Genomic DNA, 19,605 nt, shown 5'->3' with positions numbered 1-19,605 from the left:
ATGTAGATGATTTGGTAGAGGGCATTTACCGCTTGTTACTGAGCGACTATGTACAGCCAATGAACATAGGTAACCCGGATGAGATCACCATCAAAGAATTTGGTGAGGAGATCATTAAGCTAACCGGAACGGATCAGAAACTGGTAGGCAAACCATTGCCAACTGATGACCCTAAGCAAAGAAGACCTGACATTACCAAGGCAAAAGCCATTTTGGGCTGGGAGCCAAAGGTAAGCCGCCAGGAAGGTTTGAAAATTACTTACGAGTATTTCAAGTCACTTCCTCAGCACGTTATCGAGCACAAGGAATTCTCTCAATACAACAGATAGAAATTAGCTTGAAGAGCCAATATAAAAGGCGCGCATTAAATGCGCGCCTTTCTTGTATTAAGCAATTGGGTTAACCTTTTTTGCAACGCACATTAAAGTAAGTGCGCTGTTGGGCGATGATGGGTTGCGACCTGAAAGAACGTGGCCCAAACGATATTTAAACTCAGCTTTACCGGTTTTACCTTCCAAAACCTCTCGTCCTAAATCATGGTTATGCGGGTATACTTTAACCTCAAAGCCGTGCGGCTCTAAAACGCTTTCAAACATTTCGCGGGTAACACCATGTCCGGGTTGGTGATGTATTTCGCAGGCAAGCCCCCATTTTTGCTGATCGGAGGTCTTATGAAAGCTGTAGCCTATCAGGCGGTAGTAAACCAGCCTTAGATTCCATAAAAGCTTTCCTAAGCCTTTATAATTCCATGCGGAGTACTGAGGGTCATGGTCGGTAACTAACACGCCACCCGGCTTTACAAGCCGCGCAGCTTCTTTAAGTACTGAATCCATGTTTTCACAGTGATGCAAGGCAGCATTTAAGACAACTACATCAGCAATAGCCGATTTAAATGGAAGATTATTAGCATCTGCCAACACAGAAGTATAGCCTAACTTACCTGCAAGCTCCAACGATTTTGGGGCCACATCTACACCTATTAACTGCTTTGGTTTGCCTTGCAGTGTAGCATAAACATTGCCAGGGCCACAACCAATGTCAATTACCACCTTGTCGGTCCAATCACCACTGGCGGCCTCCCAGCGGCTTTTAAAAGTATCGCTACGGTGGCAATAGGTTAAATACTCTTCTGCCCACTCAGCATTACCAAAATAGTAGGCATTTGCTTTTAGCCCTTCAGAATGGCGTAATATAGGGAACTCAACATATGAGTCTCTTTCAATAAAAGTAACTCCATCTTTTAAAAATGGCGCAAGTTGTGAATGCATGTAATATGTAGATGTGAAATATAAAGTATAAATACCGTAATAGAAGTCGTTGAAATTTGAATTATTTTCAACAATAGCAGTATCGGCTAATGATTTATAAAATTAACTAATTTGTAAATGATATTCAATTGGTAATTAAAGAAATATTACGAATAAAAAAAGGCGGTAAGTGTGAACTTACCGCCTTTTTACTAGACCGAAATAGCTTAGCTCTTTTTACCCTGCGCAGAAGCAGTCTTTGATTCTGCCTTTTGTGCATCTTTCTGAGCTTTTTCAGCGTCCTTTTTCGCTTTCTCTGCAGCTTTTTTCTCAGCAGCAGTTTGCGTTTTTTGAATTTCGTAACTCCAGGTTTTGCTCTTGAAGTTCTGAATTTTGCTCTCGATATTCTTCGACTTTGCCGACTTGTCTTGTTCTGCGTTCAAAACATCAGTAGCTGTACCTGCTAATGCCGCATTTGCTGAAGCAATTTGAGCGGTGGTACGCTGAGTATTTGATCCGCTCTCACGTACAATTGTGCTGGTGTATCTTTTTTGTAAGAAGATATCATCTAAGCTGGTGTCATAAAGATTTCGGTCCGGATCAGATACGTCTTTAGTTGCAAAGAAGTCGCGGCACTGAGGGAAATATAACCAGAACACCGGTGCTTCACCTACAGTAGTACCTGCAGCTTGTATTGCTTTTAAAGGAGCAATACCAATAATGCGGGTTACAACCATTGAACGTTTTTTATCAAAGTAAATATCTTCTTTGGTTCTGAACTTAGTAATAGATGCCGGATTAAAGTCATTAAGTACCATTTTTGAACCAATTTTATTACCGTTGGCATCAAACTGATCTACCATCGTGCTATCCTGAAAACGAGACATTGCACCTAACATGTTGATACGAGTTGCAAACGTGCTATCGTTATTGGTAGGGCTTGGATCATAAGCAGTAAGCTTTCCTGAACGTAAACCTTCTAATACAATTTCTGCAAGGGTTGCACCAGGTACGTTAAGCAATGCATTTTTAGGGTCGTTTACGTCAATGTCTCTCCAAATACGTTTGTAAAAACGAGCATCGCGGGCTTGTATTGCCGGATAGTTATAAGCCTTAGCATTGTTAAACATTTCGCTTTTGAAGAAACCGTCCATTACAGGCAAAGTGTCTGTAGGTAACGAATCTTTAGGCATATTGGTTTGGGCATTAACCGGCGGAGTTACCACAGGTGTTGCCGTTTCAGTAACCACTGGTTCAGTTTGCGCAGTGTACGCAGGTTTTACAACCGGTTTCGACTTTGTTGTACGAGCCTTCGTACTTCTGCTTTTTCTTTTTTGCGCATCAGCAGTGGTGGTTACTGCCACCAAGGCTATAAGGCTAAAGGCAGTTACGTAAAATTTATGCGTTAATTTTTTCATCGTTCTAAGTTGTTGTTGTGATGCAGTATAACTGCTTACACTGCATCTGCTAAATCAATCTTATGTGTTTGTTATTAGTTGCCTTTAGCCAGTTTTCTGGTTTTAGTTTGTTCAATTACAATATCAGGTGCCGGCATAACACATCTGAAACCAATGTACGAGTGAGATACATTTTGAATTTCATAGTTACGGGTTGATGGAGTAAGCATGTTACCATTATCTTTCCATGATCCGCCTCTTATAACTTTACGACGCATAGCTTCACTTTCGTTATCTGCTGCATCATATAATAACACCGGGTTAAGATCATGCACAAGCTCTTTGTATGAAGGGCTGAAAGCATCAAGCGTCCATTCAGATACGTTACCCATCATATTATATAAACCAACTTTGTTAGGTGCATATGATTTAACGTGCATGGTAAAAGTTCCACCATCTTTACGGTAATCACCTTCCTGTTGTTTAAAGTTTACAGCAAGCATGTCAACGTTTTTCTTTGTTTTTTTGTCTTTAAGATTAACGGTAGCAAGTTTGTCAAAGTCTTCCTGCTTTTTATCAGCAGAAGCTGCATATTCCCATTGGGCTTCTGTAGGCAGGTTAAAACGTAAGTTATATAAACGGGCAAGTGAACGTTCGCCAGTGGTAGCATAAATCATTTTGCTTCTCCAATCGGTAAATGCACGGGCTTGTTTCCAGTTTACGCCAACAACCGGATGCTCATCGTAACTACGGTTGGTGTAGTAGTTATTATCCATCATCTCCATTTGGGAGTTAGGAAAATCATTAGACCAAACTTTGGTGTTTGGCGGTACAGCAACAGTATCAGTAATGTACTTGCTGGCACCTGAGCGGTTTACAGATAGTCTGTCAAAACGGTAAACTACGGCATCTTTAATAAGGGTTGGCTTACCATTTTCCATGGTATAAAGCTTGCCATATAATGCACCTTTAATTACCGGATCGTTACTTTGCCAAAGTGGTGTTTTGCCACCTACTTTGCTCCAGTCAATAGCACGTGTAGTATCAGCAAAGGTAGGGATATCAACAGTTTGCTGATTTTTACCGGTACCTTTTTTAGCTTTAACGGTAGAATTCTTTTTCTTTTGGAAGTACTTATCGTCTTTAAGGTAATCAGTCACAGCAACCGAATCTGCAACCCAGTCAACAAAGGTTCTGTACTGTTTATTGGTTACTTCTGTTTGGTCCATAAAGAAGGCACTTACTGTTACTGTTCTTGGAACAGTATCAACTGCCATTGATGTGTCGGTAACGACATCTTTTTCAATAATAGAACCTGCAGGAACGAATACCATTCCGTGTGGGGCAAGTGGCGTAAGTGATTGCAAAGTAGTTTTAGATGTACCTACTCTGTCCATGCCATCCAGGCGTCGGTTGGTTTTACAGGCCGTAAAAGCTACAGCAACCGAAAAGGTGAGAGCAAAATGTGAAAACTTAATATTCATTGACGATGAAATTATGATTCGATTACAAAAATTATATGAACTGGTTGATTATGTGCCTTTACTAAAAATTGAAACAAAATCAAATGATTTACTTAGAGAGAGCAGGAATATGATACTAAATGAAATGAATAAGCTACAGTTAAACATAAAATTGTAACATTCAATTTAGTAATCTTAACTTACAACTTACTAAAAAAACCACGATATTCATTACAATAATAATAATATTTTGTTTGTGTATAATTAAATTTTATAAAATAGGTGTTTTCAACAAAAAATATTTTAATAAAATAATCTTTAATTAAAAATGTTTATCATTTGTAAAAAAGTTGTTGCCAACTGTCTCTCAAACGAAAATCTAATTAGAAATTAACAACTAATTTTAAACTTCACCTCTTTTAATTTATTGATATGGTCTCAAAAATTTTGCCAATGTTTCATAACAGTTAATTAAAGTTGTCGTACAGCGATACCTTATCCAATGGTATTTTTATTAATTTCGGTGTAAATAACTGCTATCATGAAAACAACGCTGGTTTTTGGCGGCTCGGGCCAATTAGGACAATGTTTAAAAAAAGTTACCAACGAACGTGGAATTGAATTCCTGAAGTTTCCGGCCGAAGAGGAAGCCAATGTATTGAATATAGAAGCGCTCGAAAATCTGTTTGAAACATATAAGCCTGAGTACGTTATCAATTGTGCTGCCTATACTGCCGTTGATAAGGCCGAAAGCGATGTAGAGACTTCAAGAAAAGTTAATAAAGACGGCGCAGCCAACTTAGCACAATTATGTAAGCAATTTAGTGCAGTGCTGGTGCACGTATCAACCGACTTTGTATTTGAAGGCAATACGCCATTTTTGCTGACCGAAAGTGATGTTGCTGCACCGATTAACGTTTACGGCCTAACCAAGCTTGAAGGAGAGCAAGACATTGTTCAAAGTTTAGATAAGCATTATATACTGCGCACAAGTTGGTTGTACTCCGAATATGGTAACAACTTTGTTAAAACTATGCTGAAGCTTGGTGCCGAGCGCGAAGAACTGAATATAATTGCCGACCAGATTGGTACACCAACCTACGCCGTTGATTTAGCGGCTTGTATTTTGGACATAATTGAAGCCGATAATCAGCAATACGGCATTTATCATTACAGCAATGAGGGGGTAACATCGTGGTATGATTTTGCTGTAGGGATTTTTGATATTGCAGGTGCTACCGTTAAGGTTAATCCTATTCGTACTTCTCAATATCCAACCCCGGCAACAAGACCTGTTTTTTCGGTTATGGATAAAAGCAAAGTAAAGTCAACCTTTGGTATAAGTATTCCATACTGGAGGCACAGCTTGCAGAAATGCATCAACCGTTTGCAGCAATAAAATTATCAATATAGGTTTTCATCCCATCAACATCCAAGGGGTGAAACCATTTGTTGTCTTTATCTTTACGAAACCAGGTGAGCTGTCGTTTTGCAAAACGACGGGTATTTTGTTTGATTGATTCGATTGCCGTATTTAAATCTGTGGCGCCATCCAAATAATCAAATATCTCGCTATATCCAACCGTGTTTAAAGCGTTCAATGAGCGGTAGGGAAGTAGTTGTTTTACCTCTTCAAGTAGTCCTGCTTCCATCATCACGTCCACGCGCTTATTAATACGGTTGTAGAGCTCTTCGCGGGGCAGGTCAAGTATAATTTTAATGATGTTGAAACTGCGTTGTTTGGCAGCGCCTTTATGGAAGGAAGAAAAGGGTTTACCTGTACTTTCAAAAACTTCCAAAGCGCGTATGACACGTTGAGGGTTATTTTTGTCAACTATTTCAAAGTATTCCGGATCAACCTCTTTAAGTCGGTTCTGTAGAACGTTAATGCCTTCCTGCTCAAAAGTTTCATTAAGACTTAGCCGAACCGAAGGGTCTATGTCTGGAAGATTATCAAATCCGTCAGTAATTGCTTTTACATACAGGCCCGAACCACCAGCCATAAGCACTACATCATGATTACTGAATAGCTCATTAAGCTTTGCTAAGCCGTCGCGTTCAAAATCTCCAACATTGAAGCTTTGCTTAATACTGTGCGACCCTATAAAATGATGGGGAACTGCGCTCAGCTCCTCAACCGATGGTTTGGCGGTACCAATACTCATCTCTTGGTAAAACTGGCGCGAATCGGCCGAAACAATCTCTGTGTTGTAGTATTTGGCAAGTTTAATTGCAGCAGCTGTTTTACCAACCGCAGTTGGACCTGCAATGCTAATTAAGTACTTGCTTTTGTTCAAAACTGATAGGGTATAATAAAATATGCCGGTTTTATTGAGGCATCTTATAAGCTTCAAATTGCAAAAGCATCAAGCATTAAGATGCCGTATAAAACCGGCTTAAATAAATTTACGGGTGTTTAATAATCGTCGCTTCGGCCGCGGCTTCCACCACGTTCGTCATCATCAAAGCCTTCATTATCTGAAAACTCGTTGCCAAACTCGTCTTCCTCCTCGCCACTATCGTCGTCACCGTCTTTGGTGCTACTGCCCGACTCGTTAACCTCCTCAAAATCTTCAGTATCTTCAGGGTTGTACTCCAATTCGTTTAAAAAGTCAAAGTCTTCATTCGCTTCAGCCGTTGCAGCAGCCGGAGTGTAAACGTTGCCAAATTGTTTCGGTGCTTCGCCGGTACTTTTAACTACTGCAGGGTAGCTGGTGCCAGCTGTTTCGTCCAGAATTTTAACTAATTCGACGTGAAAGTCAAAGGGGCGTTCGAAATTTGAGGTATAATAAAATTTTTGATGCGGATCATCTATAAAACTGCTGAGCTTTGATTTTTCCATCAATGCAACACCCCTGTCAACCTTGCGGTCACTGGGTTTGAAAGCAATTTCTTCTCCCTTTGTCCATTGATCATTGCTGATGTAGAAAGAAGAAGAGTAATCAGGATTGTAACCAATTGCTTGATGTATTGCCTGATGCAAATCGGCAAATGTTTGGGTAGATTTAATGTCAATCTCCCGGCTTATATCATCATAATCTTCAAATGTTACCCTGAAACGGTATAGTGCCATTTTTTATAGGTTGATTTAAGTGTAAAAATACAGTTTAAAATTTATTTTGAGTTTTCCACAACTTTTAAGCCAATTTCCTGGCCTTTTTCAATTGTGAATTTTAACGCCGCATCATAGTCGTTAGAAATTTCGCCTTCGAGTATGGCTTCGCGTATCTTGCTTTTAATAATTCCAACTTCACGGCCTTCTTTAAGCCCGAATATTTTCATGATGTCATTACCTGTAATAGGGGGCTGCCAGTTGCGTACACGGTCACGCTCTTCAACATCTTTAAGCTTTTGTTGCACCAACTCAAAATTTTGACGATACTTCTTTACCTTGAATTCGTTTTTAGTGGTTATGTCGGCCTTGCAAAGCAACATCAGGCTTTCAATATCATCGCCGGCTTCAAATAATAATCTTCTAACGGCCGAATCGGTCACAATTTCCTGTGTAAGAACAATTGGGCGCATATGCAGCTGTACAAGTTTCTGTACAAACTTCATCCTGTCGTTAAGCGGTAGTTTCAGCTGGGCAAACAATTTGGGTACCCAGCGTGCGCCTTTGTCTTCATGGCCATGAAAGGTCCAGCCGTGTCCGGCTTCAAAGCGCTTGGTGGCAGGTTTGGCAATATCATGCAAAATGGCACTCCAGCGGAGCCATAAATCATTTGTTGTAGCCGATATATTATCAAGTACTTGCAGGGTATGGTAAAAATTGTCTTTATGGCCGCGGCCGTTTACAACCTCTACGCCATGCAACGCAGCCATTTGCGGAAATATTATTTTTAAAAGGCCGGTATCAAGCAAGTATTTGAAACCTACCGAAGGCTGATTGGAAAGAATAATCTTATTCAATTCATCAGTAACCCGTTCCTGCGATACAATATTGATGCGGTCTTTATTAAGTTTAATGGCATCAATTGCTTTTTTATCAATTATAAAATTGAGTTGTGAGGCAAACCTGATTGCCCGCATCATGCGTAACGGATCGTCAGAGAATGTCTCTTCGGGGTTAAGCGGCGTGCGAATCAGTTTGCTTTCCAAGTCGGCCATACCGCCAAACGGATCAATTAATTCGCCGTACTCAGCGCCATGCAAAGCAATAGCTAAAGCATTTATGGTAAAATCTCTCCGCTTCTGATCATCATCAAGCGTGCCGTTTTCTACAATAGGTTTACGCGATTGTGAACGATATGATTCTTTACGTGCACCTACAAATTCTACTTCGACGTCCTGGTACTTCAACATAGCCGTACCAAAGCTTTTAAATACTGATACTTTAACGTTCAGCTTTCTGGCTACAGCCTCGGCGAAGTGAATGCCGTTACCAATTACTACAACATCAATATCTTTTGAAGTGCGATGTAAAAAAATATCACGTACAAAGCCGCCTATAGCATAAGCCTCAACCTGCTGCTCTGTTGCCAGGGCAGATATTGTTTTAAATACAGGATGTTGCAAATGCTGTTTCATATTGAAGAGGGCAGTTACCTGCGTTCAAATAAGCCGCAAATGTAATTACTAAAATGAAATTATGAAGCTTAATCTTGCGTGCAATTTTATGATTTTAACAAAAAAAAGCCGCCCTACGTTTCGTATGGCGGCTCCTCTCCTCTGCATCTATTCTAACACTCACATTACGGCTTAGTGTAATCAAATGATGTGCCAGTAATTGGTTTTAGCTACCAATGATGTCAACAGGTAAACTATTGTACAAAAAACTAAACGACTCTTCAAAACAACGAAGGGGAATTGCTGCGCAGCAATTCCCCTTCGTTGTAAATGTAAAATTGTTATTTAGCTGTAGCGTACAGTTGATTAAATAATGAGCGGAAAGTTCCGTGTGCTTGTGAACGGAAGGTGATCTCCGGACCAAATACATAGAGCTTACCTACACCAACAGGGGCAACAAATGAAGCCGCTGCGCCTTTTAAATATTTTTGTCCCCATGCCCAGCCGCTTCTCAACGGTTTTTCGGTAGCATAAATTGCCAACGGTTTAATACTGCTATCATTAATGGTAAAGGCCGGGCTGCTGTCAAACATAACATTACCGGTTGATGCCATACCCCAGTTAGCCGGCTGTGTGGTATCATAGCTTACCTCTAATACGCTGCCTGGAATGTAAAACTTATCACCGCTTAACGGGCGTGTTTGTCCGTTCACAGTTTCGGCTAATGCACTTGTAACCTGAAGTTTTAAGTGATAGGCCAGGTTGGCACTGCTGCCAATAGTAACAATACTGCCGCCGGCTTCTAAAAATGCCTTTAATTGCGGTATAGACTTATCGGCAGTTATGCGGCCGGTTTGATTGCGGTACTCGGCCGGCAGTTCGTCTGCGTTAACGTTACGACCACCGCCAAATTCTCCAAAGCCCCCTGCACGTGGCGTAGCCGATGGTATAGCGCCGCCAACAAATACTAACACATCAAATTTACTTTTAAGGTTGCCGCCGTCTATTTCTTGTGCGTACACACGCTCAAAATCAAAGTGCTGTTGCTCAAGCATCCAACGTACCCAGCCCGATGGTATGGAGCCTCCGTAGGTATCCCATAAGCCAATGCGTAGTTTTGAAACCTTAACGGCACCTTTAGGTGTCTTTGAAGCTGCTTTTGTTTTTACACCAAGGTTTGCATCTTTATCAAACACTGTTTTGGCCTGAGTTGTAGCAGGTATATAAAATGCACCTCCCTCGGTAGGTACCCTGTAAACTTCGGCACCTGCTTTAAGCATATCGTTTACCAGCGTGAAGGCGTTATTAATGCCTGCATCAATCAAGTAACCTTTAGCGGTTGCTGCTACTGCCTGTGCAGGCGGTGTTTGTAGTTGTCCGTAAGGCACGCGGCTTAACGGGCCGTCAAACCCATCAAGTATCCTGTCAAACTTAACACCCATTTGGTAAGCTAAAGTCCAGCCGGCATTATCATACGGGCGAATAGGAGGGCCTCCGGGATATTGAAAATCATTTGGATGATCTTGCGGCTCAAACATATCTAATATATGCGGGCGGAACGCCTGATCGGTTTTCACCACATATGAACCTGCAGGATAACTTACACCGTTTACCTTAAAATTGGCGGTTGCTTTGTGAATAACCAAGCCCGCACGTATAAGGGCGTTTACAAACTTAACCGCGGTTGGAAAATCGGTTTGATTAGCCGGAATGATGTATCCACGCGGATCGCGCAGGGTTACATCCTTTAATACCTGATCATAATACTTTACTGGTACGCCACCAAAACCACGGCCGCCTGCAGCATTGCCTGTTGCCGTTTGGTCTTTTTTATAAGCAGCGCTTATGGAGTCGGCACGTTTAGGAGACAGCGTCCAGTTGTCTTTACCGCCACGATTGATGGAGTTTTTACCCATTACATACATGTTGTAAAGCATTTGGTCGCGCTGGCGTACGGCATAACCTAATACGGCGTAATTTAACGATAAGGAATAATCAATAGATTGTTTGTAGTGCCAAGGCTGTGGTGTTACCGGGAACGGCGTGTTGCTGCTGGGTATTAATCTTTCAGGAACCAGCGGAACGCTTGCAGGGGTTGGGCTGCCAATAATTTCGGTAAGCAAGCCAACCATGTTATGAAAGTAAGTGGTAGTACGCAATCCGCCGTTCCACCAGGTTGAAAAGCTGGTGCCGTTACGTTCAGTATAGCCCGGCTTATTTTCGGCATTAAGCCTGCTGCTCATGGCTGCACCTAAAGCATCAATACTTGTTACCAGTAAAGGGTCATAAACGTAATTAAACGGATCGCGGTATGGCGGACCAGCTACAACAGAACCTGCAGGGCCGGTTTGGTGATGGTTGTAAACAATTTGTGGCAACCACTCTAAAAATTGCTGGCGCGTAATATTCTGCGATTCTTTCATGTTCATCATGTAAAAATCGCGGTTGTTATCATGACCTATATATTTTTCATAAAGGCGCGGAATGTTCATGTTGCGTTTGGCAGGGTCTTTTTGGCTCATATACCAGTTTGACACCAACTCCTGACCGTCGGGGTTAGCATGTACCAGTAACACCACTGCATCATTTAAAATGCGCATGGTTTCGGCATCGGTACGGCTTACAAGTTCGTAGGCTGTTTCAATAAGCTGATGCGTACCCACAGTTTCGGTTGCATGCAGGCCACCATCTATCCAAACAATGGCTTTACCCTGCTCGGCCATTGATTTTGCCTGGGCATCGGTAAGGTTTTCTGCCCTTGCCAGCTTTCTTGATATTTCTTTATACTTATCAAGGTTCTTGATGTTTTCGGGCGAAGACACAATGAGCATCCATTGGTGACGGCCTTCTTCGGTTAAGCCAATATCAACCAGTTTGGTGCGTGGAGATGCCGATAGTTTTTTAAAGTAAGCTTCTGTTTGGGTGTACGTAGCCAACTGATAGTCATCACCAATGTTAAAGCCAAAATGACTTTTAGGCGATGGAACCGTTTGAGCCTGCACCGTTGAGGTTAGCCATACAGAAATGGCTAGAGTACCAAGTAGTTTTAGTTTCATCAGGATTGTTTAAGCGTAATAGTTTCGATGCCCAATTTAAATAAAACTCAGTTCGTTACATGTAACTTTTTTGTTGGTGCGGGCAATATTATAATGCGGCGCAACGCATTACCTGTAAAGCGCTTAAGCCTCACTATCAGCCTAAAAGCAATGTGCTTTTAATATATGTGCTGTAAACAAGCTTAAAATGCCTGCTTAATGAGCAAAACAACTTTACCGTAATGGTGGTTAACAATATAACAACGCATTCAGCATTGCCTTAAAACTAACTTAAACACTAAACATACTGCTACCATGAAAAATTATGAAACTTTAGTGGATGCCACTAACGACCTGATGCAAAGAGGATATACCGCTAACCTTAGCTTTGAAGATAACGGTAATACCATTGACGATAAAAGCAACAACGTACAAATGAATGCGGAAGACTTTGAAGTGGATGAGTTTTTTCGTTTCGAGGGTCCAAGCAACCCTTCAGATATGTCAATTGTTTACGCAATATCATCGGCAAAATACAACCTTAAAGGAGTTTTAGTTGATGCTTATGGCACTTATGCTAACAACAGCTCATCGGCAATTGAAGCTAAGCTGCACCATCACCAGGTAAGTGATAACCTGCATGGCGAAGATCGCCCTAAGCAATAAGTTATTTACTTCTTTGCAATAACTTTAGCAAGCGGCGGCCTGTTGCATTAATTGCCGGGCTGCCGTTTTGCATTAAAAATCGTAGTTGATTTTGTAATTCTTCTGCAATCCAATCGTACCTGTTACACAAATTATAAAGTACCTCTCCGGCTGATACTTTTACGGCAACTTTTACTTTAGGGTCTATCAACCAGTCAAAACAGCGTTCCACCATAGGCTCTAAATCTGTTTGCGCCAGCTTGTTTTTAATGTTTAATGATTTATGCGCTGCTTTAGTAAAGTGCATAAATATACGCGCATAGTGCCTTTGGCAGCTGTGATTGGTTATGCGACTGCTGTAATGTATAAACTCATCAATGTTTACTGCATATTTTTCGAGGTCGTTTTCAACTAAAGTATCAAGCAGCCATACAGCATGGAAAGCTATTACAGCTTCTTTGTGTAGGGTAAGGTCAAGCAGGTCTGTAAGTATAAAGCCTTTGTCGCTAACTTGAGCGCAAAGTTCCGTAATCCACCCTTTCGCACTTCTCGAGCGCAATGCGGCAATGATACTGTCCTCGTTAAACATTTACTGTCAAATTTATGGAAAGCGTAATTACAATATCATCTGAATGTGGCTTTAAGCGCAGTGTTAAAATTACAAATTTTGCATAGGGTGCCATGCTAAGATTTTTATTTTGGCAGTTACTAGTATGATAAATGATGGGCAATCAAGCAAGGCATTTTGAATGTAAACTCGCTGCAACATTTGTTAAAGTAACAAAGTCAATCCAACAAATTCGATTTTAAATGTTTTACATTTGACGCTTAACTAAAATTGTTCTTAAAATTACATGGTTAAATTCGATCGTTTTACACTGAGCAACGGCCTGCGGGTAATTGTTCATGAAGACCATACTACACCAATGGCGGTAGTTAACATTTTATATGATGTTGGTGCCCGCGATGAAAGTGCCGATCAAACCGGCTTTGCTCATTTATTTGAGCACCTGATGTTTGGCGGTTCGGTAAATATTCCTGTTTATGATGAACCGTTGCAGCGCGTAGGTGGCGAAAACAACGCCTTTACCAGTAACGATATAACCAACTACTACGTTACCCTTCCTGCCGTTAACCTCGAAACAGCCTTTTGGCTGGAGAGTGACCGTATGCTGAGTCTTGCCTTTAGTGAAAAGAGCCTTGAAGTGCAACGGAACGTAGTAATGGAAGAGTTTAAGCAGCGCTACCTTAACCAGCCCTACGGCGATGTATGGTTACGCCTACGTCCGATGGTTTACAAAACGCATCCTTACCAGTGGGCAACCATAGGCAAAAATTTGGAGCATATTGAACATGCTAAAATTGAGGATGTAAAAGCATTTTTTAAAAAGCATTACAACCCACAAAACGCCATTATGGTAGTTGGTGGCGATGTTACTTCAGAGCAGGTAAAGCAGCTGTCAGAAAAATGGTTTGCTCCAATTCCAGCCGGCGAAAAATATGTGCGTAACCTGCCGCAAGAGCCTGATCAGTATGAGGAGCGCCGGGAGGTTGTAACAGCCAAAGTGCCGCTTAACGATGTATATATTGCATTTCAGGTTCCGGCGCGTACCAATGGCGACTATTATGCCTTAGATTTGGTATCTGACATCCTTTCACGCGGACAATCATCACGCCTTTATCGTGCTTTGGTAAAAGAGCAGCCTTTATTTAGTGAAATACATGCTTACTTAACCGGCAGCTTTGATAAAGGTATGCTTGTGGTTGAAGGTAAGCCGCTTGAAAACGTAAGCATTGATAAAGCCGAAGCTGCCATTTGGCAAGAGCTGAACAAAATGTGTGATACGCTCATTCCTGACAACGAGTTAACCAAGGTGAAGAATAAAACCGAAAGCACCATGGTGTTTGCCGAAATGGCACTGTTAGATAAGGCAATGAACCTGGCATATTACGAATTGTTAGGCGATGCTGACCAGTTTAACCACGAAACAGATAAGTACCTGGCCGTTACAGCTGAACAAATACAGAAAGCTTGTAAAAGCATATTCCGTAAGGACAACTCATCAACCTTAATTTACCTGGCCGAAAAATAGAGCTTATGTTGAATAGAACAATAGCGCCTGAATCGCAGGCGGTAAATCATATAAATTTAATTGAGCCGGGACATACTGCGCTGCCAAATGGCTGTCAGGTATACTGGTTCAACTCGGGCGACCAGGACCTGGTGCGTGTGGAATGGATTTTTAATAATTTGAGGTTTGACACGCAAAAGCCTTTGCTAAACATGGCTGTTAACACCATGCTTACAGAAGGTACGGCTAATCTTACCGCTGCACAAATTGCTGATAGCATTGATTACTACGGCGCTTTTTTGCAGGCCGAATATGGTTATGATCAATCGCAGTTAACGCTTTACAGTCTTAACCGCCATTTGGAGCACACATTGCCGGTGGTAGTTGACGTATTAACTAATAGCCAGTTTCCGCAAAATGAATTAGATACGTTTGTTCGTAACCAGCAGCAAAAGCTACAGGTTAGTTTGCAAAAGAACGATATACTGGCGCGCCGTGCCTTTAATAAAGCTGTTTATGGTAATACCATTTACGGGTTAAGTGCCAACGCTGTAGATTACCAGCAATTGCAGCGTGCCAATATGCTGGCGCACTTTAAACAAATGTACCAACCGGCCAATTGTACACTGGTTATATCAGGCAAGGTTGATGAAGCTACACTGCAGCAAGTTACCGGTGCATGCGCTAACTGGCAAAACAGTGCCGACCCGGCCGATACAACACAACCAACCATAACTCCCGTGGCTGAACGTTTCTTCTACACTGAGAAGCCCGAGGCACTGCAATCGGCCATTCGTATGGGCTTGCCTATGGTAAATCGCTCTCACCCCGATTTTCCCGCCTTACAGGTACTGAACACCGTATTGGGCGGATACTTTGGATCGAGGCTGATGGCTAACATTCGCGAAGACAAAGGCTACACCTATGGTATTGGTTCGGGCATATCATCGCTTAAACACGGTGCTGCATTTTTTATTGCTACCGAGGTAGGAGCTGATGTTTGTCGTAATGCTGTTGAGGAGATTGAAAAAGAAATCAATCTATTGAAAAATGAGCTAATTTCTGAAGAAGAGCTGTCGCTGGTGAAAAACTATATGCAAGGCTCTTTACTTGGAAGTTTGGAAAACGTTTTTTCACATGCTGATAAATTCAAAAACGTATATTTTTCGGGTTTAGGACTTGATTATTATGATCGCTATACCGAGGTTATAAAAAGTATCACCGCCGAAGAACTACAGACCCTTGCCAACAAGTATTTAAACTTTGATGAGTTTCATAAAGTTATAGTAGGAAAATATTAAGCGTTTCGGAGGTCGGATTTTCAATTTCGAATTTTAACATAACACGTCATTGCGGGGAAGAAGCGCTGAGATCTGAATCAGCATAATTTATGCGATTCACACCGGGGTTGCTTTGGCAGCACCGCAAAATCTCTTGTGCCTTGCAATGGCGTTTTACAATTTTAAAAGCTATCAATTCAGTAATTCAGACCACTGCAGTTTGCGTTAGGTATAGAAGTGGAAACCCCGCAACGTAGCATAGCGAAGTGAGGAGTTGAAACGGATAGCCCGGGCCGCAGGCAACGCCCAAATTGCAATTAACAGATATTGGGTGATAGAGTAGGCAGATTTGTCTCATGAATTTTATGACACGCTAACGTAAAAACCTATTGTGCAAACCTAATTCCGAAATCTCGCATTCAACATTCAAAATAAAATCATATCTTTGCCCGGCAAATAACAATAATTATTTGCCATGCAGCTCGACCCCTCCAAATTTGTTGCCGAAGGTTTAACGTATGACGATGTTCTACTTTTACCGGCATATTCAGAAGTTTTACCCCGCGAAGTTGATACCAGCTCGTATCTAACAAAAAAGATAAAACTTAATATTCCTATTGTTTCGGCGGCTATGGATACCGTAACCGAATCGCAATTAGCTATTGCTATTGCGCAGGCGGGTGGTTTAGGTATGCTGCATAAAAACATGACCATTCAGCGTCAGGCCGATGAGGTGCGTAAAGTTAAACGCTCTGAAAGCGGAATGATACAAGATCCGGTTACGTTAAATGAGGATGCTTTAGTATCTGATGCATTTAAAATTATGCGCGAGTTTCGTATTGGCGGTATTCCGGTTATTGATGCTGAGGGTAAACTTAAAGGTATTGTTACCAATCGCGACCTGCGTTTCCAGAAAGATATGAGCAAGCCGGTACGTGACGTAATGACCAGCCAAAACCTCATCACCGCTCCGCAAGGCACAACCCTGATGCAGGCCGAAGAGATATTACAGGATCAGAAAATTGAAAAGCTTCCCGTTGTTGATGCCGACGGCCGTTTATGCGGATTAATTACTTTTAAAGACATCCAGAAATTTAAAAATTACCCTATTGCCTGTAAAGACGAGCACGGCCGTTTACGGGTAGGCGCTGCCGTTGGTGTAACTGCCGACACTATGGACCGTGTTGATGCACTGGTTAAGGCGGGTGTGGATGTTATTGCTATTGATACGGCTCACGGTCATTCAAAAGGTGTAATTAATCAGTTAAAAGCCGTAAAAGCCAAATACCCCGACTTGCAAGTTATTGCCGGTAACATAGCCACAGGCGATGCAGCCCGTGCATTGGCTGAAGCAGGTGCCGACGCAGTTAAAGTAGGTATTGGTCCGGGTAGTATCTGTACCACCCGTATTATTGCCGGCGTAGGTGTACCGCAGTTATATGCTGTTTACGAGTGTGCTAAAGCCTTAGAAGGTACCGGCGTTCCGGTAATTGCCGATGGTGGTATTAAACACACGGGCGATATTGCTAAGGCTATTGCTGCCGGTGCAGGCTCAATCATGGCAGGTTCATTATTTGCCGGTGTAGAGGAATCTCCGGGCGAAACTATCATATACGAAGGTCGTCGTTTTAAATCATATCGCGGTATGGGTTCTATCGAAGCCATGGAATCGGGCTCGAAAGACCGTTATTTTCAGGATGTAGAAGACGATATTAAAAAGCTGGTACCTGAGGGTATTGTTGGCCGTGTGCCATTTAAAGGTACATTGGCTGAGGTTGCTTACCAGTTTGTAGGCGGTTTAAAAGCCAGTATGGGTTATTGTGGCGCTAAAAACATTGAAGCTTTGCAAAAAGCCCGGTTCGTACGCATTACAGCTGCCGGTATCCGCGAATCGCACCCGCATGATATTACCATTACTAAAGAGGCACCTAATTACACAAGGTAGTTTCTTTGGTTACTAAGTTATAGTATAACGGCAAAAAAACTTTTAACATAGGGAAACTGTCATTTCGACGAAGGAGAAATTTTTTAAAGCAATTAGCTCATTAATTCAAAAGAATCTTTCCTTCGTCGAGATGACAATGCTTTCAATATCAACAAACCAATCAATTAACAAATGAAATCACTCGCCATATTCTGCGGCGCCAACTTTAACGGCGACCCTAAACTGACTGAAGCTGTAGATTTGCTGGCCGATGTAATGGTGAGCCGCAACATATCATTGGTATTTGGCGGCGGCAGGGTAGGAGTAATGGGTATGATTGCCGATGCCGTGATGCAGAAAGGCGGAACTGTAATTGGTGTGATACCTGAATTTTTGATGGCTAAAGAGGTTGGCCATACCGGTCTTACCGAACTGCATGTGGTAGAAAATATGCATCAGCGTAAGCAATTGATGGCTACCCTGTGCGATGGCTTTATAATGTTGCCCGGTGGCTTTGGCACTCTCGAAGAGTTTTTTGAAGTGCTTACCTGGTTACAACTGGGCCTGCATCAAAAACCAATAGGCATACTCAATACCGATGGATTTTATGATTTGTTGCTGCAACAAATGGATGTAATGGTAGAGCAACGCTTTTTAAAGCCTGCAAACCGCGAGCTGGTTTTAACATCGGTAAGCCCTATTGAGCTGGTTGACCTCATGGCCAATTTTAAAGCCGAACCTGATGATGTGTGGTTTAAAGATCGTAATCTTACTTAAGAATATTGAAGGCGGCTATTGAATAGCTGCCTTTTGTTTTTTTAGCCAGGCGGCCACATTGTATCGCTTACACAAATAAATTATTGTCATTATTATCATAGCCGCTCCTTATCCTTCCTTGTAATGAATTTAATATAAACCCGTTTACGCATTTATTTTGTGGTTTGTTTTAGTATTTGATTTAAACAACTATTATAATCACTTTCTCATAAAAGAGTTGCGCTCAACTGACGGTACAGCATTTGTGGTATGGCTTTAAAAGCTTATTTTTGTACGTTAAAATATTTCGCTGATGTCTCAAGATACTGAACACGTTAAATGCCTTATTATAGGTTCGGGCCCTGCAGGTTATACTGCTGCCATTTATGCGGCCCGTGCCGATCTGAAACCCGTTTTATACACCGGCATGCTGGCCGGCGGTCAGTTAACGCAAACTACCGACGTAGAAAACTTTCCGGGTTATCCTAGCGGCATAATGGGCCCTGAAATGATGGAAGATTTCCGCAAGCAGGCCGAACGTTTTGGTACTGACATCCGCTTTGGGTATGTTAGCTCGGTTGATTTTTCAAGTATGCCGCATAAAGTGGTGGTTGATGAAGTGAAAACTATAACGGCCGATACCGTAATTATTTCTACAGGTGCATCTGCAAAATGGTTAGGCCTTGAGTCTGAGCAAAAATATAACGGTTTTGGCGTTTCCGCCTGTGCTGTGTGTGATGGTTTCTTTTTCCGCGGACAGGATATCGCTATTGTAGGTGCAGGTGACACTGCTGCCGAGGAGGCTACTTACCTGGCAAAACTTTGCCGCAAGGTATACATGTTGGTTCGCAGAGATGAGTTCCGTGCCTCAAAAGCAATGGTTACCCGCGTACAAAACACACCTAATATTGAAATTCTGTATAACACCGAAACCAAAGAAATTTTAGGTAATGAAACGGGTGTTAATGGTGTTGCCGTTTTTAACAACCAAACAGGTGAGGAAAAAACACTTGATGTTACTGGTTTCTTTGTAGCTATCGGCCATCATCCTAATACTGATATTTTTAAAGGTGTTATTGATATGGACGAAACGGGCTATATAAAAACCAAGCCTGGCACCACGCAAACAAACGTAGAAGGCGTATTTTGCTGCGGCGATGCACAAGACAACGTATACCGCCAGGCTGTAACGGCCGCAGGTACCGGTTGTATGGCCGCTTTAGATGCCGAACGTTATTTGGCCGCTAAGGAAGCTGAAGAATTGGTTTAAAATTCCAACA

At 42.0% G+C, this 19,605-nt stretch carries 15 protein-coding genes and 1 pseudogene; 8 read left to right on the top strand and 8 right to left on the bottom strand.

The annotated features are described in order from the left end of the window. Positions 1-329, top strand: a pseudogene (locus tag QZ407_RS17535) (SDR family NAD-dependent epimerase/dehydratase); the annotation flags it as partial. A 57-nt stretch (positions 330-386) separates the two neighbouring features. On the opposite strand, the gene QZ407_RS17530 reads toward QZ407_RS17535, so the two are convergent. The 3 genes from QZ407_RS17530 to QZ407_RS17520 all read right to left on the bottom strand — a co-directional run bounded on the left by QZ407_RS17530 (position 387) and on the right by QZ407_RS17520 (position 4,128). Then, entirely contained in the window at positions 387-1,268 is an 882-nt protein-coding gene (locus QZ407_RS17530; protein ID WP_295773568.1) for a class I SAM-dependent methyltransferase, read from the bottom strand. A 206-nt stretch (positions 1,269-1,474) separates the two neighbouring features. Beyond that, complete coding sequence (gene gldN / locus QZ407_RS17525; protein ID WP_295773565.1) at positions 1,475-2,665, bottom strand: gliding motility protein GldN; 1,191 nt, start codon at positions 2,663-2,665, stop codon at positions 1,475-1,477. 74 nt (positions 2,666-2,739) lie between these two features. Next, positions 2,740-4,128: an SUMF1/EgtB/PvdO family nonheme iron enzyme gene (locus QZ407_RS17520; protein WP_157539702.1), complete on the bottom strand. Its 1,389-nt coding sequence runs from the start codon at positions 4,126-4,128 to the stop codon at positions 2,740-2,742. A 520-nt stretch (positions 4,129-4,648) separates the two neighbouring features. Here QZ407_RS17520 and rfbD point away from each other — a divergent pair. Further along, positions 4,649-5,506 (top strand): dTDP-4-dehydrorhamnose reductase, encoded by an 858-nt coding sequence (gene rfbD / locus QZ407_RS17515; protein ID WP_295773563.1) that lies wholly within the window; start codon positions 4,649-4,651, stop codon positions 5,504-5,506. Here rfbD and miaA read toward each other — a convergent pair. The 4 genes from miaA to QZ407_RS17495 form a co-directional block, all read right to left on the bottom strand. Then, on the bottom strand, positions 5,487-6,461 hold the full coding sequence (gene miaA, locus QZ407_RS17510) for a tRNA (adenosine(37)-N6)-dimethylallyltransferase MiaA (RefSeq protein ID WP_295773560.1): 975 nt from the start codon (positions 6,459-6,461) through the stop codon (positions 5,487-5,489). The two genes, rfbD and miaA, sit on opposite strands and share 20 nt — an antisense overlap. Before the next feature lie 62 nt (positions 6,462-6,523). Continuing rightward, positions 6,524-7,180, bottom strand: coding sequence for a hypothetical protein (locus QZ407_RS17505; protein WP_295773558.1), 657 nt, complete (start codon positions 7,178-7,180; stop codon positions 6,524-6,526). A 41-nt stretch (positions 7,181-7,221) separates the two neighbouring features. After that, positions 7,222-8,634: an HD domain-containing protein gene (locus tag QZ407_RS17500; RefSeq protein WP_295773556.1), complete on the bottom strand. Its 1,413-nt coding sequence runs from the start codon at positions 8,632-8,634 to the stop codon at positions 7,222-7,224. Between the two features lie 320 nt (positions 8,635-8,954). Continuing rightward, positions 8,955-11,669 carry a M14 metallopeptidase family protein gene (locus QZ407_RS17495; RefSeq protein WP_295773553.1) on the bottom strand — a complete coding sequence of 905 codons (2,715 nt, stop codon included), beginning with the start codon at positions 11,667-11,669 and terminating at the stop codon, positions 8,955-8,957. A gap of 294 nt (positions 11,670-11,963) precedes the next feature. Here QZ407_RS17495 and QZ407_RS17490 point away from each other — a divergent pair, with 294 nt between their 5' ends. Further along, complete coding sequence (locus QZ407_RS17490) at positions 11,964-12,314, top strand: phosphoribosylpyrophosphate synthetase (protein ID WP_295773550.1); 351 nt, start codon at positions 11,964-11,966, stop codon at positions 12,312-12,314. A gap of 1 nt (position 12,315) precedes the next feature. On the opposite strand, the gene QZ407_RS17485 is transcribed toward QZ407_RS17490, so the two are convergent. Then, positions 12,316-12,882: a hypothetical protein gene (locus QZ407_RS17485; RefSeq protein WP_295773548.1), complete on the bottom strand. Its 567-nt coding sequence runs from the start codon at positions 12,880-12,882 to the stop codon at positions 12,316-12,318. 265 nt (positions 12,883-13,147) lie between these two features. Here QZ407_RS17485 and QZ407_RS17480 point away from each other — a divergent pair, with 265 nt between their 5' ends. From QZ407_RS17480 to trxB, 5 genes are all read left to right on the top strand, one after another. Further along, positions 13,148-14,386, top strand: coding sequence for a pitrilysin family protein (locus QZ407_RS17480; protein ID WP_295773546.1), 1,239 nt, complete (start codon positions 13,148-13,150; stop codon positions 14,384-14,386). Positions 14,387-14,391: 5 nt separating this feature from the next. Beyond that, positions 14,392-15,666, top strand: coding sequence for a pitrilysin family protein (locus QZ407_RS17475; protein ID WP_295773544.1), 1,275 nt, complete (start codon positions 14,392-14,394; stop codon positions 15,664-15,666). Between the two features lie 454 nt (positions 15,667-16,120). Further along, positions 16,121-17,590 (top strand): IMP dehydrogenase, encoded by a 1,470-nt coding sequence (guaB, locus tag QZ407_RS17470; protein ID WP_295773541.1) that lies wholly within the window; start codon positions 16,121-16,123, stop codon positions 17,588-17,590. Between the two features lie 171 nt (positions 17,591-17,761). Next, positions 17,762-18,346 carry a TIGR00730 family Rossman fold protein gene (locus QZ407_RS17465; protein WP_295773540.1) on the top strand — a complete coding sequence of 195 codons (585 nt, stop codon included), beginning with the start codon at positions 17,762-17,764 and terminating at the stop codon, positions 18,344-18,346. Between the two features lie 292 nt (positions 18,347-18,638). After that, complete coding sequence (trxB, locus tag QZ407_RS17460; protein WP_295773538.1) at positions 18,639-19,595, top strand: thioredoxin-disulfide reductase; 957 nt, start codon at positions 18,639-18,641, stop codon at positions 19,593-19,595. Positions 19,596-19,605 lie beyond the last annotated feature (10 nt).

This window comes from uncultured Mucilaginibacter sp. (assembly GCF_913773635.1).
Taxonomy (GTDB): Bacteria; Bacteroidota; Bacteroidia; order Sphingobacteriales; family Sphingobacteriaceae; genus Mucilaginibacter.
Note: the sequence above shows the minus strand (reverse complement) of the source record. Positions and strands in the feature narration are given on the sequence as shown.

What these genes read in the sequence shown, in the direction of transcription:
- QZ407_RS17465 (WP_295773540.1), top strand. Translation starts at nt 17,762, where the DNA reads ATGAAATCACTCGCCATATTCTGCGGCGCCAACTTTAACGGCGACCCT.
- QZ407_RS17520 (WP_157539702.1), bottom strand. Translation starts at nt 4,128, where the DNA reads ATGAATATTAAGTTTTCACATTTTGCTCTCACCTTTTCGGTTGCTGTA.
- QZ407_RS17485 (WP_295773548.1), bottom strand. Translation starts at nt 12,882, where the DNA reads ATGTTTAACGAGGACAGTATCATTGCCGCATTGCGCTCGAGAAGTGCG.
- gldN (WP_295773565.1), bottom strand. Translation starts at nt 2,665, where the DNA reads ATGAAAAAATTAACGCATAAATTTTACGTAACTGCCTTTAGCCTTATA.
- QZ407_RS17475 (WP_295773544.1), top strand. Translation starts at nt 14,392, where the DNA reads ATGTTGAATAGAACAATAGCGCCTGAATCGCAGGCGGTAAATCATATA.
- QZ407_RS17500 (WP_295773556.1), bottom strand. Translation starts at nt 8,634, where the DNA reads ATGAAACAGCATTTGCAACATCCTGTATTTAAAACAATATCTGCCCTG.
- guaB (WP_295773541.1), top strand. Translation starts at nt 16,121, where the DNA reads ATGCAGCTCGACCCCTCCAAATTTGTTGCCGAAGGTTTAACGTATGAC.
- QZ407_RS17495 (WP_295773553.1), bottom strand. Translation starts at nt 11,669, where the DNA reads ATGAAACTAAAACTACTTGGTACTCTAGCCATTTCTGTATGGCTAACC.
- rfbD (WP_295773563.1), top strand. Translation starts at nt 4,649, where the DNA reads ATGAAAACAACGCTGGTTTTTGGCGGCTCGGGCCAATTAGGACAATGT.
- QZ407_RS17490 (WP_295773550.1), top strand. Translation starts at nt 11,964, where the DNA reads ATGAAAAATTATGAAACTTTAGTGGATGCCACTAACGACCTGATGCAA.
- QZ407_RS17530 (WP_295773568.1), bottom strand. Translation starts at nt 1,268, where the DNA reads ATGCATTCACAACTTGCGCCATTTTTAAAAGATGGAGTTACTTTTATT.
- QZ407_RS17480 (WP_295773546.1), top strand. Translation starts at nt 13,148, where the DNA reads ATGGTTAAATTCGATCGTTTTACACTGAGCAACGGCCTGCGGGTAATT.
- trxB (WP_295773538.1), top strand. Translation starts at nt 18,639, where the DNA reads ATGTCTCAAGATACTGAACACGTTAAATGCCTTATTATAGGTTCGGGC.
- QZ407_RS17505 (WP_295773558.1), bottom strand. Translation starts at nt 7,180, where the DNA reads ATGGCACTATACCGTTTCAGGGTAACATTTGAAGATTATGATGATATA.